Source organism: Lysobacter sp. Root667, from assembly GCF_001427715.1.
In the GTDB taxonomy this organism is placed as follows: Bacteria; Pseudomonadota; Gammaproteobacteria; order Xanthomonadales; family Xanthomonadaceae; genus Lysobacter.
Genome location: NZ_LMHF01000009.1, coordinates 635525 through 649214, shown reverse-complemented (window position 1 = coordinate 649214; position 13690 = coordinate 635525). Strand labels below are relative to the sequence as shown.

Genomic DNA, 13690 nt, shown 5'->3' with positions numbered 1-13690 from the left:
CCCGAGTGATCATCGACCGCTTCATCGCAGACGCCGACCTGGTCGCCCGCCGCGTGCGGGTGGCCTGGACGCTGACGCCGGGTCCGGGCGAGACCCTGGCCGACGCGCCGCGCCAGACGCTGCGGCGCAAGACCCGCGACTTCGAATTCCCGCAGCCGCCGCTCGCGCCCGACCCTTACCTGGTCTACGACAGCGCCGCGTTCCCGCCGATTCCCGGCGGCGGCATCAGCGTGATCGACCTGCCGCCGTGGGAAGAGCGCGACGGCGCCGAGCGCATCGTCCATGAAGCGATCTGCGTGGCCCAGGATGTCGGCGGCCAGCCGCTGGAACGCATGCGCCGCATCGTCGCCACGACCTACGGCGCCGACGGCCAGCCGCTGCGGCGACGGATCGAGATCGTCGACGGCGGCGACGCGCCCTTGTCGCTGACGCCGGGCGACGCCTGCTACTACCAATTGTTCAGTGCAGCCTTCGATCCGGTCGAGTCGCAACGCTATCGCGCGATCGCCACGCCGGCGGCGCCGCACGGCCTCAACCGCAGCATGTACGACTTGCTGCCGGCGGTGCATCGCCAGTTCGACGTCAACCTGCGCCCGGTCACGCCGGGCTCGGACGCGATTCCGGAAATGGCCGCGCGTTCGGGCCAGCTGCGGCGCCTGCTCGACGTCTACGGCTCGGCCATGGACGGCGCGCGCAGCTCCGCCGAGAACCTGTGGACCCTGCACGACGTCGACCGCGTCGACGGCCGCCGCCTGCCGCTGCTGGCCGGCTGGCTGGGCTGGCGCCTGGGCGACGCCGATGCCCTGCCGCTGGCGCGCAACGAACTCAAGGCCACCCCGCGCCTGTACGAATCGGTGGGCACGGTGACCGCAGTCGGCGCGCTGGTCACGCGCTACACCGGCTGGACCACGCGCACCGCCGAATTCGTCCAGCACCTGGCGCGCAGCAACCACGCGCCGCGCTATCAACTGCACGCCAGCGTGCCGGCCGGCGCGGGCTGGCGCTCGCCGCTGGACGCTGCCGCGCTGCTCGGCTTCGGCAGCGGCAACGACGAAGCCTTCGGCGTCGGTCCGGCGCCGGCGACCCTGGTCGGCAACATCGCAGGGCCGTACGCGATCTTCGCCGGCGCCGAGCTCAGCATCGCCGTCGACGGCGGCGCCGCATTCCGTGTGCGCCTGGGCTCGTCGTCGTTCGCCAATCCGGCGGCGGCCACCGCGGCCGAAGTCGCGGCCGCGATCGCGGCGGTCGCCAACGACATCGTCGCCGACGCGGTCGGTGGCCAGGTGCGGCTGCGCACGCGCAGCGTCGGTCCGGAATCGCAGATCAGCGTGGCCGCGCGCGAAAGCGAACCGCTGACCCTGGACGCGGCCGGCAGCGATCGCCTCACCGCCGCGGCCGACGCGCTCGGCCGCGTGCGCGTATTCGCCAGCGATGCCTTCTCCACACCCGATCCCGACCAGCGCGAAGGCGAACGCGCGCCCTACGGCGGCCTGGTCTGCAAGACCTGGGACTCCGGCCAATGGCGCGGCGCGACCCGACTGCTGGCGACCCGGCCGGCCGACGATGCCGCAGTCGCGCATCCGGCGGCGGCCACGCTCGCCGACGGTCGCGTGTTCCTGGCCCGCATCGAAGCCGCCGAGAGCCCGAACGCGCGCGTGCGCTGGAGCCTGGGCAGTTCGCGTCCGCGTCTGCCGGCCGTGTTGCAGGGCCGGCAGTTGCCGCGCTTCCGTCTGCTCGTCGGCACCCGGCTCACACTGCGCACCGCCGGCGGCAACGACGTGTTCCAGGTCAATGCCGTCGACTACGCCAACCCGGCGCAGGCCACGACCGCCGAAGTCGTGACCGCGATGAACGCGCAATTCACTCAGACCGTCGCCAGCCCCGCCGGCGACGGGTCGATCCGCCTGACCAGCACCGCGCTCGGTCCGACCGCGCGCCTGTCGGTGGATCTGGCCCTGTCGAGCACCGCGCGCGCGCTCGGCTTCGTCCATGCCACCGCACCGAGCTTCGGCAGTTGGGACGACACCCTGGACCTCACTGCGGCGCAAACCATTCCCGCGCTCACGCCAGGCCGCCCGACCGAACTGAGCGCGCTCGCCTCCGGCAACGGCGCGCTGCTCGCGTGGAGCGAGCACGAGGACGGCCGCTGGCGCCTGCGCGCAAGCGCCTGGCTGGGCGCGGTGGACGCGATCGCAACCGCCGCCGGTCTGGCGCTGCGCGGCGAAAACGGCGCGATCAGCGTGCTCGATTCCGGCGACGGCCTGCCCAGCGACGACGTCCGCCATGCGCACGTCGACGCGCTGGGCGCGCTCTGGGTCGCCACCGACGCCGGCGTCGCACGCCGCCGCGGCGATCTGACCTGGCAGAGTTTCGACATCGGCGACGGCCTGTCCAGCGACGACTGCCGCCAGCTGCTGCAACACACCGACGCCGGCGTCTGGGTCGCCACTGCGGCCGGCCTGTCGCGGATCGCGGCCAACGGCAGCATCACCGTGCTCGACAGCGGCGACGGTCTCGCCGACGACGACGTGCGCGCGCTGGCGCTGGCCGCCGACGGCTCGCTGTGGATCGCGACCGCGGGCGGGCTCAGCCGTCTCGACCGCGACGGCAGCTTCGCCAATACGCTCGCGCCGACCCTGCCCAGCGACGACGTGCGCGATGTCGCGCTGGCCGCCGACGGCCGCATCTGGGCCGCCACCGCCGCCGGCATCGCCGAACGCAGCGCGGGCGGCATCTGGTCGACCGTGACCTCGCCGTTGCCGATCGGCAACGATGTGCGCGGCCTCGCCTGCGCCGACAACGCACTGTGGATCGCCGCCGCCAGCGGCGTCTGGCGTCGCGCCGGCGACGGCAGCTGGCGCGGCTGGACCCTGGCCGACGGCCTGCCCAGCGTCGATGCGCGCCGTATCGGCGTCGACGGCGCCGGCAATGCCTGGGTCGCCACCGCCGCCGGCGCCGCACGCATCGACCGCAACGACGCGGTCATCGCGGTTCGCGCTGCGCAAGGCCTGCCCAGCGACGATGTCAGCGCCTGGTCGTCGCCGTGGTCGGGCGCGATCGCGATCAGCGACGGCGGCGTCGCCAGCGGCGATCGCGGCGACCGCGATCCCTGCCTGCTGCGCGAAGCCGGCGGCAGCATCCTGCTGCTGTGGTCGCGCTGGCTGGCCGGCGCGGCCGGCGAAGACCGGCGTGCCCTGCGCGCGCGTCGCTACGACCCGGTCGCCTTGAGCTGGGGCGCGACGGTGAACGTCACCACCGCGCCCGCACAGGGTGCGGCCGATGTGCAGCCGTCCGCACTGGCCCTGGGCGGCGGCGGCACCCGCGTGTTCTTCAGCAGCGACCGCAACGGCGGCCGCGGTTTATGGGAAGTGTCCTTGAACGCGGCCCTGGTCGCGGCGGCGCCGATCGGACTGCCCTGGAACGAAACCGCGCGCATCGCTCCGCTGCCGCTGATCCTGCCCGTCGCCGGGCTCACCCTGCTGCATCGTTGCGATGCCTCGCTCGCGCTCGACCAGCTCGCGCCGATCCTCGCCGGCGCAGCCGCGACCGCCGCGCCCACGCGCGTACCCGAGGCCGCGACCCTGCGCCGGCACTGCAACACGATCACGCCGCGCATGGCCGAAACCGCGCGCAACAGCCGCCATCACCAATGGGGCGATCTGCTCGCCTACACCCCGCACCGGCCGCTGGGCGGCGACGACGAACCGCCGCTGTCGCCGAACGAGTTCTTCACCCGCGGCACGCTCGGCCTCTACGTCACCCGCGGCCGTTTCGGCCAGGCCCTGACCGCGACCAACGCCGCGCGCCTGAAGCAACTGCTGGCCGAGTTCCTGCCGATCAACATGCGCGCGGTGATCGTGCTGTCGCCGTCGCTGACCACCGAAGTGCTGTACGCCCCGGGTGCGGATCTCGGCGATTCCTATCTGGACGACTACCCCTTCGTCGAAAACTTCCTCGACCTGGCCGATTCCAGCGCTGCCGCCTTGCCGGACTGGGTGGTGCTGATCAGCAACCAGGTCGCCGGCGTCAGCGCCGATCCGACCAACTTGAACACGCTGCGCCGACGCACGTACTTCCCGCCGCCGATCTGATCGGCGCCCGCCCGCACGTCTTTCACCGAACCACGCTCATCGAAGGAATCGAACTATGGACACGGACACCCGGATGCCCCTGCCGCAAGGCATGTACCGCGACGTGCTACGCGACGCCGACGGGCGCGTGATCTGGGACCGCGGCTGGGCCAAGAACGCGATCCTCGCCGACTGCCGACGACTGCTCGCCGCTTTCATGGGCGGCACGCCGGGCGGAACGCTCGGCATCCAGGGGCTGGCGGTCGGTGCCGGCCTCGCGGCTTGGGATCAGGTGCCGCCGCCACCTCCGACCGGCAACGAAACCGGACTCACCGATCCGTCGCCGTTCGTGGTACCTGCCGCGGCGCTGGCCTTTAGCTTCATGAACGGTCCGGTGCCCTCGGTCACGCCGACCAATCGCCTGCAAATCGTCGCCACGCTCGGGCCCAACGTACCGCCCTGGCCCAACGGCAGCCACGCCACCGGCAACCTGCGCGAGTTCGGCCTGATCGGCCAACTCGGCGGCGCGCCGATGCAGATCAATCTCGTGCGCCATCCGGTGGTCGCCAAAGACCCGGCCAGCACGCTCGAACGCACCATCTGGCTCGTGTTCTGACACGACCACACGACGGGGACACGCCATGGCCATCATCTCACCCAACACTTTCGATCCGATCCGCCGTTACGTCAGCGTGCGTCTGGCCCAGGGCGTGCCCCTGGCCGATGCCGACTGGAACGAAGGCGACGACATGCGCCGCTACGAGCTGCGCGCCTTCCTGCGCTGGTTCGTCGGCGACGGCGTGCCGGTCGGCAACGACGGTTTCCGCATCGCCGCGATCAATTCCGCGACCAGCTTCACCATCGTCGCCGGCGGCGGTCCGCAGCCCCTGCAGGCCGGCCGCATGCTGGTCGACGGACTGGAAGCCTTCATCACCGCCGACATCGGCTTCAGCGCACAGGCCTTGCACGCCGGCCAGGCCGGCGCCGCCGCGCTGGCCGCGAGCTGGGGCGTGCCGGTGATCGCCGCCTTGCCGGCGCCGCCGGTCGCGCCGGCCACGCGCACGCTCACCGTCTACCTCGACGTCTGGGAGCGCCTGGTCACGCTGGCCGAAGATCCGGCGCTGGTACTGCCGGGCCTGGGCACCGAAACCTGCTCGCGCCTGCGCCGCGAATGGGCGGTGCGCGTGCGCACCGGCGCTGCGCCGCCGGTCAACGGCGATCCCGATTTCATCGCCGGCCACAGCTACGCCGCGCTGGCGACGATCACCCAGACCTCGGCCGGCATCATCGATGCGCCGGCCGTGGTCGACCGTCGCCGCCGCGGCATCTCGCTGCCCTCGCAGATGGATTTCAACCAGGTACTGGCGGACACCTTCGGCGGCGGCTACGCGGTCAACGGCAGCGGCGTGCCGCAGCTGCCCTATCCGATGCGCGATGTCATCAACGCGATGCTGCGCGAACGCCCGGCCGCAGTCGGCCCGACCACGGTGCTCAACGCCGGGCCCTACAACACGCCCGCCGCGGTGATCGACTCCAGCGGTGTGCCCTGGGTGTTCTGGGTACGCGTGTCCGGACCGAATCGCTTCCTGTCCTTCAGCCGCCGCATCGCCGGCGTGTGGACCGCGCCCGCCGACGCCTTCCAGTTCACCGGCGTGCTCAGCGTCAGCAGCATCGCCGCCGCGGCCCAGCCCAATGGTTCGATCCGGGTGTTCTACTCGGCGTTGTCGGGCACCAACCGCATCTTCAGCCGCCTGTTCACCGGTGCCTGGGGCGTGGAGGAAGCCGTCGACGCGGTCGATCAGAACACCCGCGTCAGCGCGGTCACCGACCCCGCCGGCACCATCATTGCCACTTGGATGCGCGACACCGCAGGCGTGTTCACTGCACAGACGGTGCGGTATCCGCTGGTCGGCGCGCCCGGTGCGGTCACCGCCGCCGGCGTCATGGTGCGCCCCGGCGACCACGCGATCACGATCGATCCCACCGGCGCGCCGCAACTGGTCTATGCGCAGGATCCAAACCCGGGGCCGAACTGGAGCGTGTTCACCAAGCGTTTCATCGCCAATGCCTGGGAAGCCAACTTCACCGACACGACCCTGACCATTCCGGTCACCACGTTCATCGACCTGGCGGCGGGCTACACCGCCGACGGTTCGCTGTGGGTGTTCTATTCCACGGTCAGCGCACCGGGCTTCAGCACCCTGCGCGCGCGCCGGCTGGTGCTCGGGGTGACCGAAACCCGCGAACTGCTGCCGCCGCAACAGACCGCGCGCTTCCCCACTCTCGCGGTCGACGCTGCCGGCAACGCCGGCCTCTACATCCAGAACGGCGCCCTGTTGCAGCAGGTCAGCCTGGTCCAGCACATCTGAGCGAAAGGAGCTCCTCATGAAACGCGAACACTCGCTACTGCGGGCCTGGGCGATGACACTCGCCCTGCTCGTCGGCGCCGACGCCGTCGCGGCGACGGCGACGCCGAACGTCACCGCCGCCAGCACTTCCGAACCCAAACTCAACGGCGCCGGCGACGCCTGGGCGCCCTTCAGCAACGCACTGGGTTTCCCCAACTCGAGCAAGTCGATCAAGGTCTTCTATCTGTCCGACGATCTGGCCGTATATCCGCTCAACGGCGCGGGCGCGACCGTGCAACTGCGGCCCAAGACCAGCGGCACGCCCATCAACTGCACCTTCAACGCCGGCGTGCCGGTGCTCAGCGGCACCAACGGCGGCAGCTGCACCTTCCGCATGACCAACACCGCCGGCCAGATCGACACCCTGGAGGTGTTCCATCTCGGCCTGCTCTCAGGCGACATCACCCTTACCGCCACCGGCATCACCGCCAGCGGCGGCAATACCGTCGATGACTACAACAGCGACAACGTGATCCCGGGTTCGAAGCCGACGCCGGCCGCGGGCCCGCCGCTGTCGCGCCTGCCGGCACGCCTGGTGCTGGTGTTCGACAAGTCCGGCAGCATGGCCTGGTCGTCCAAGCTCAATGGCGATCCGGTCTGCGGTGCGCTGTACTCGCCCAATCCCGACTGCCAGCGCTGGAAGGTGCTGCGGCGCGCGACCGGGCAGATGATCTCGGTCGCCAAGGCCTATCAGTTGCCCAGCGATCAACTGGGCGTGGTGTTCTTCGATAACGACGCCACCAATACCGGCGGCCTCGCCGCGATGACCACTCCCACGCTGGACGCGGTGCTGACCGAGATCGACAAGCCGGCTCATCAGCCCGGTGGCGGCACGTCGATCGGCGACGGCATCGAGAACCTGCAAGGCGCGGTCACCGGCGGCGACAACGCCAACTTCAACAACACCATGCTGCTGTTCACCGATGGCGCCCAGAACACCAGCAAGTTCCTGGTCTGGGACGGCGCCGATCTGCGCCTCAATGCCGCCAACAGCCCGATCGGCGGCACCCTGGTGCGTCCGGCCGGCAAGCAACTGAGTCTGTGCCCGTTCCGCTTGCGCCTGGACGATCCCAGCGATCCGGACTCCAGCTCGCTGCTGCAGAACATCGCCAACTACAGCGGCTGCGGCGCGCTCAACATCGAGACCACGCTGGACAATCCGCCCGCCGGCGCGATCCAGTATTTCCTGCAGGTGCTGGCCGACACCCTGATCGGCGACAAGCTGGAGCTGATCCAGGCCGCCAAGGGCGAGCAAGCCGCGGGGGCCGGCACCGGTGCGCCGCCCGCGCCGCTGGACATGAGCTTCAAGACCAGCAAGAAGGACCTCGCCTTCACCATCCTGCTGGGCTGGGACCAGGCCTTCCAGGCCGACGGCCGCCCCAACATCAAGCTGAGCAAGGACGGCGTCGACTTCGATCCGCTGCATAACCCGCGCTTCACCGTCAGCGGCGGCCAGGACCATGTCGCCCTGACCCTGCGCGCGCCGTTCTGCGGCGTCAACGGCAAGTGCGTGTCCAGCGACGGCGACTGGAAGATGCAGGTCGCCCGCACCCTGCCGCGCGGCCTGGGCCACTGGAACCTGTTCGTCATCGGCGACAACGCCAGCATCATCTCGCGCTACAGCGTGAGCCAGACCAAGTCCGGCATCGGCGAACCGCTGCAACTCAAGGCCACGCTGACCGAAGGCGGCAAGCCGCTGGCAGGATTGCCCGCCGGCACGGTACGCGCCTTCATCTCCGGCCCCGAGCTGAGCCTGGGCAATATCCTCTCCGACGGTAAGGGCAAGGCGGGCGATGCGCCGCAGGGCGACCCGCTCAGCGCCGCAGGCTTGAAGGTACAGGCGATGCTGGCCGACCCGGCACAGCGCGACCAGATCCTGAAGGCCCTGGAACTCGGCGCCGAGAAGGGCATCGAACTCAAGGAAACCAGTCCAGGCGTCTACACCGGCGAATACCCGGCGACGCTGGCCGAAGGCGTGTACCAGGTCAGCTACCGCATCGACAGCACCAGTTCGGACAACGGCGCCTTCACCCGCGTCTACACCACCGACCACTACGTGCAAGTGGCGCCGGATGCCGAGGCCACCGCCAAGACCATCAAGCACGAGCCCGCGCGCCCCTGTCCCTCGACCTTCGCAGGCGGCTGCGTGCAGCTGAGCCTGACCCCGGTCGACGCCAAGGGCAATCGCGTAGGACCGGGCAAGTCGGCGAGCTTCCAGTTGGTGCAGCCCTTCGAGGGCGGCATCGTCGGCGACGTCACCGACAACCTCGACGGCAGCTATACCCTGGTGATCGGCTACAACAAGAAGGGCATGGCCCCGCCGGTGCTGCGCATCGATGGCCAGACCCTGACCCTGCCCGACGCGGTCGGCACCGGCGGCAAGAGCGACGGCAAGCTCACCGGCGACAAGCCGATCTGGCAACAGTGGTGGGTCTGGCTGATCGCGCTGCTGGTGCTGCTGATCCTGATCCTGCTGATGCGGCGCAAGTAAGCCGTCTGGGGCGCGCACCTCCGCCCCGGACCTGGATACGAGGACGCCGCGAGCTATCGCGGCGTTTTCGTTTTCGCGTGGAAGATCGGTAACGAAGTCTAGATTGCGGACGTGGTGGCGCAATCGCGGCTCACGCCGCTCCCACAGGAAGCAGGCTCCAAGCCAGCGCGCGACAACGCGTCGCATGTCGGAACGACGCGCGGCGCATCAGCGTACCGGCGGCGGCAACATGGTTTCGCCGCACACGCAGCGCCCGTTCCACAACAACATCTCGAAGCCCGGCGCGCATTGCAGGAACTGCTTGCAGGTGTCCACGCCACCCAGACTGTCTATGGGCCCCGAGCCGCGATCGGGACGCGGCGGCGTGCGTCCGGGCGCCGGTTCGGGCGTGCTCAGGTCGCGACAGCCGCATTCGGGCCACTCGCCGACCCCGATCTGGTTGCCGTCGGCGCAACCGAAGTTGCTCTCGCAGGTCAACGGCACCCGCGGCGTCACCTTCTCGCACGCGCAATTCGGCGGCTCGCCGGTCACGATCGCGCCCTCTGCGCAATCGACCAGCTCCGCGCAACTGCGCTGGGCCGTGGCCGGCGGCATCGCCAGCAGCATCGTCAGTCCGATCCAGATCGCCAGCGTCGCTCGCGACTTCGTCTGCGCCTTCATCCCTGACCTTCTTGTGGGCGGATACGCACGAGTGCGCGCCTCAGGACGCGGGCGGCATCGGCCGTCCAAGGCAAACATAGAATGCGGCCAGCGACGATACCGCTCGTCGGCAGCGTGGCCGACGACTGCTTATCCACGGCTAGCGCCTGTGAACGGGCCGCAAAAGGTCGGGCCCCGAGGGTCGAATCCTGCGCTGCGTCAGACGCCCCGACGGACTTCCCGCCAAACCAGAATCAGCGGCGTCGCGAACACCAGCAGCGCGAAGGCCGCATAGATCGCCGCCATCGCGAACGCGCCATGCACGGCCCAGAGGATCGCCGGAAGCACTACCAGCGCCAGGCCGATCGGCCGCCGCCGCGTGAGCAGATAGGCGCCGACGCCGACCAGTATCCAGAACACCGCCAAGCCCATCGCCGCCGTCGAGGACAATTGCTCGCTGCGTACGCCGTCCGGCCCGGGCCCGACGAACAGCACCGCCACCGCGGCCAGCACGGCGACCGTCAACAGCATCCACGCGCACAGGTCGGACAAGCCGAAAAGTATTTTGGTAAGACGCACTGCGTTGCTCTCCGCTGATTCGACCCGCTGGTCCGATGGCTGCCGGGTCCGGCCCGGCTACGGCGGGAGGATCGAATGGCGGGCACAGTTTACCGCGCCCGCCGCTGTCGCCCTGCCGTATCGCTCGGGCGCCTGGATCAAGGCCGCTTCGTGATCGACGGCCGCGGCCTAGAGGGCGACGAATCCGCCGGCCAGATGCGGCGGCATTCCGGAACGGCCGAGTTCGATCTGCAGATTGAGCAAGAACAGATCGTTCAGGGCGTCCAAGGATCGATGTCGTTGTTTGGTCGGCGCGTATGCCCGCTAACTGGCACGCGTGGGATCGCCCACGCTTGCGTTGAGCGACACCGCCTGTTTGACCAGCTTGCGCGCGGTCGCGGCGGAGATCGTCATGCCTTCGCGCAGATCCAGCGTCGCCAACTCGTACTTGCCGCCAGGCTTGAGCCGGGGCTCGATCTCGAGCAGACGCTTGCCGCGCCAGAATCCGAACAGCACCCGCTGCGCCTCTGCGCGGATCAGCAGCACGGGGCCGTTGCTGAAGTAAACCAGATGGCCCCACTTCACCACTTCCTCCAGCTTCGCTGCGCCGAGTACGCTCGCACGCAGATGTTCGACCAGGTCGCGTCGCCAGCCGTCCAGCGCGGCGACGTAGGCGTCGGGATTGGCGGCGGGCGGGGTCTTCTGCACGGCGACCTCCAGAGACGGGATTAGGTCCAATGTGAGCCTAGCAAACGCGCCTGCCCCGGCTTGTCCCGCGAGCGCGATTCAACCCGTGTACGGTCCTTTGACCTCGCCCCAGCCCCACTTCGGCATCGGCGCGTCCTGGTCGACGGTGGCGCCCGGCTGCGAATTGATCACCGCCAGACGCGAGCCCCACTCCAGATAACCGACCAGCGCGGAGCGGAATTCCGGATCGTCCGGCATGCCGAGTTCATCCGCCGTTTCCAGCAACAGGCTCACCCAGCGCCGCCGCTGCTCCTGGGACAGGTGGCGGTTGAGGTGGTGCTGGATCATCTGCGGATGACCGCCATGCCGGCGGGAGTAGTCGTCCGGCCCGCCGAGCACTTCCGCGAGGAAGGCTGCGACATGCGCGGGATGGTCGTCGCCCATGTGCGCGAACACCGGCCCCAGCAACGCGTCGCCGCGAACGTGCTGGTAGAAGCGTGCGGTCAGGCGGTTGAGCGCATCGATGCCGCCCAGCCATTCGTAGAGGGTCGGAACGTTCGGATTCTGCATGGTGGGTCCGTCTCGGGTGGGAAGCGTCGATGCCGATGGGTGGCACATCGTGCAGCGGTTCGCCGGCGTTCGCTAGAGGAGCCCGCGAAGGCCTTGCCGATCCGCGCCCCGCACGTCGAACCGGAACCGCCGTATCCGTCACGTCTTCCTAGCCCACCTTGCGTTAAAACCCAAGACGGATTCGCTGGAGGCGCTCCATGAACAGGTCACTGACGACGTTGTCCGCGCTCACGCTGCTGGTCGCCTGCACCCCGGGCGCCGGCCAGCTCACCGGCGCTCAGTCGAACGACTCGGAGAGTCGGGACGCGCCCGCCACCTTCATCGTCGTCTCGAAGACGACGCCGGAAGCACCCGCCGCCGCACAACCGACGCCGCCGCAGGCCACCGCCTCGGTGCAGCCGCTGGCCGATCCTCCGATGCAAACCGGCGGGCCCAATCCCGCCGCCGCCGAACCCGATCCGCCTTTCGTCGCCACCGAGTTCGGACGTTTCAACGAGCCATGGGCGATGACCTTCCTGCCCGACGGCCGTTTGCTGGTGACCGAGAAGAACCGCCGTCTGCGGCTGTTCAACACCGCCACCAAGCAAACCAGCGAAATCAGTGGCGTGCCGGCGGTCGCCTACGGCGGGCAAGGCGGCTTGGGCGACGTGGTCCTGCACCCGCAATTCTCCAGCAACCGCTACGTTTACCTCAGCTACGCCGAAGCCGGCGCCAACAGCACGCGCGGCGCCGCTGTCGCGCGCGCGCAACTGACGCTCAATGCCGACGGCAACGGCGGCAGTCTGTCGGGCCTGCAGGTGGTGTGGCGGCAGACGCCCAAGGTCACCGGCGAAGGCCACTACAGCCACCGCATCGCCTTCGGCGGCGACGGCAAGTTGTGGATCACCTCCGGCGACCGGCAGAAATTCGACCCGGCCCAGGACATGCAGCAGAACCTGGGCAAGCTGATCCGCCTCAACGACGACGGCACGATACCTGCCGACAACCCCTTCGTCGGCGTCGGCGGTGTCGCTGCGCAGGTCTGGACACTGGGCCATCGCAACCTGCTGGGCATCGCCTTCGATCCGGCCGGGCGCCTGTGGACCCATGAGATGGGCCCGGCCGGCGGCGACGAACTCAACCTGATCGAACGCGGCACCAACTACGGCTGGCCGATCGTCTCCAACGGCGACCACTACGACGGCACGCCCATCCCCGATCATCCGACGCGCCCGGAATTCAACGCACCGGAAGCCTGGTGGAATCCGGTGATCGCGCCGGCCGGTTTCATCATCTACACCGGCGACCTGTTCCCCTACTTCCGCGGCCAGGGCTTCATCGGCGGATTGGCCTCGCAGGCATTGGTGCGGATCCAGTTCGACGGCACCAGCGCACGCGAGTACAAGCGCTATCCGATGGGCGCGCGCATCCGCGAGGTCGAGCAAGGGCCCGACGGCGCGATCTGGGTGCTGGAAGACAGCAGCAACGCGCGTCTTTTGAAACTGACGCCGATGCCTTACTGACGCCGCGCCGGTTAATCGGAACAAAACGCCGCGATGCGCGCGGCGTTTTCCATGCGACCCGTGCCGTCGCAGCCACGCCAGGATCTGCCGGGCAGCAACACTCAGGGGCTGGGCCGATGGCCGTAGCTGAGCACTCGCGTGATCTGCCAGCTGCCGTTCTGCAGGCGCCACACGATCGCGAAATCGGCCAGCCCCTCGCACTTGCCGCTGGCGAACTGGCAGAAGCGGTGCGAGCCCTGGGCGATGGCACCGAAGTCCTTGATTGGATACACCCGCAGGCTGCCGGGGATCAGCTCGCGACGGAAGTTTCCGCATACGTACTTCTTGGTGTTCGCGATCATGTCGTCGCGCGACCAGGTAACGCCGCCGGTGTCGTGATAGAACTCGACGTCGGGCGAGAAGTAGCCGGCGTGCTTGTCCAGCTGACCCGGCGCGTCGCAATGGTTGAAAGCGTCGAACACCGCCGCATCCAGCGCCGAAATGGTGTCGAACAAAGGATCGGCGGCAGGTGCGTCACCAGCCGCCGGGGTGCCGGTGGGCGGCGCAGCGGAGGCCGCAAATGCAGCGAACGCGAGCATGGCGCCCGTCAGCAGGGTGAGTTTCTTCATGCATATCTCCAGGAAACGCGCGATAGAAGATGAGGCTTGAGCGGCCCCTGGTCGCAGCGTGGCGGAGACCAGGATGCCGATGGAACGTTTTGCCGGACAATGACCGCGTTCGTGCGCACAACATACGCTGCGCGTCGCGGCCCCAGGGCAAAGAGGA

General features: G+C 69.3%; 10 protein-coding genes. 5 read left to right on the top strand and 5 right to left on the bottom strand.

Features of this window, described 5'->3' with window-relative positions:
* The first annotated feature begins 5 nt into the window (after positions 1-5).
* The 4 genes from ASD78_RS06570 to ASD78_RS06555 are packed head-to-tail and all read left to right on the top strand — an operon-like array spanning position 6 to position 8969.
* On the top strand, positions 6-4091 hold the full coding sequence (locus tag ASD78_RS06570; RefSeq protein ID WP_056099337.1) for a hypothetical protein: 4086 nt from the start codon (positions 6-8) through the stop codon (positions 4089-4091).
* Between the two features lie 55 nt (positions 4092-4146).
* On the top strand, positions 4147-4686 hold the full coding sequence (locus tag ASD78_RS06565; protein WP_056099335.1) for a hypothetical protein: 540 nt from the start codon (positions 4147-4149) through the stop codon (positions 4684-4686).
* Positions 4687-4711: 25 nt separating this feature from the next.
* Entirely contained in the window at positions 4712-6439 is a 1728-nt protein-coding gene (locus ASD78_RS06560; protein WP_055903079.1) for a DUF6519 domain-containing protein, read from the top strand.
* A 16-nt stretch (positions 6440-6455) separates the two neighbouring features.
* Entirely contained in the window at positions 6456-8969 is a 2514-nt protein-coding gene (locus ASD78_RS06555) for a vWA domain-containing protein (protein ID WP_082575461.1), read from the top strand.
* A gap of 207 nt (positions 8970-9176) precedes the next feature.
* Here the strand turns inward: ASD78_RS06555 and ASD78_RS06550 are convergent, their stop codons facing one another.
* From ASD78_RS06550 to ASD78_RS06535, 4 genes are all read right to left on the bottom strand, one after another.
* The gene (locus ASD78_RS06550) at positions 9177-9629 is read right to left on the bottom strand and encodes a hypothetical protein (RefSeq protein WP_056099329.1); all 453 of its coding nucleotides are present in this window, start codon (positions 9627-9629) and stop codon (positions 9177-9179) included.
* A 198-nt stretch (positions 9630-9827) separates the two neighbouring features.
* On the bottom strand, positions 9828-10160 hold the full coding sequence (locus ASD78_RS06545; RefSeq protein ID WP_056099326.1) for a hypothetical protein: 333 nt from the start codon (positions 10158-10160) through the stop codon (positions 9828-9830).
* A gap of 330 nt (positions 10161-10490) precedes the next feature.
* Positions 10491-10874, bottom strand: coding sequence for a DUF1801 domain-containing protein (locus ASD78_RS06540; protein WP_056099322.1), 384 nt, complete (start codon positions 10872-10874; stop codon positions 10491-10493).
* Between the two features lie 78 nt (positions 10875-10952).
* Positions 10953-11423 (bottom strand): group II truncated hemoglobin, encoded by a 471-nt coding sequence (locus ASD78_RS06535; protein WP_056099318.1) that lies wholly within the window; start codon positions 11421-11423, stop codon positions 10953-10955.
* 416 nt (positions 11424-11839) lie between these two features.
* On the opposite strand from ASD78_RS06535, the gene ASD78_RS06530 reads away from it, so the two are divergent.
* Positions 11840-12925 (top strand): PQQ-dependent sugar dehydrogenase, encoded by a 1086-nt coding sequence (locus ASD78_RS06530; protein WP_056099921.1) that lies wholly within the window; start codon positions 11840-11842, stop codon positions 12923-12925.
* Positions 12926-13026: 101 nt separating this feature from the next.
* Here the strand turns inward: ASD78_RS06530 and ASD78_RS06525 are convergent, their stop codons facing one another.
* On the bottom strand, positions 13027-13533 hold the full coding sequence (locus tag ASD78_RS06525; RefSeq protein ID WP_082575460.1) for a nuclear transport factor 2 family protein: 507 nt from the start codon (positions 13531-13533) through the stop codon (positions 13027-13029).
* Positions 13534-13690 lie beyond the last annotated feature (157 nt).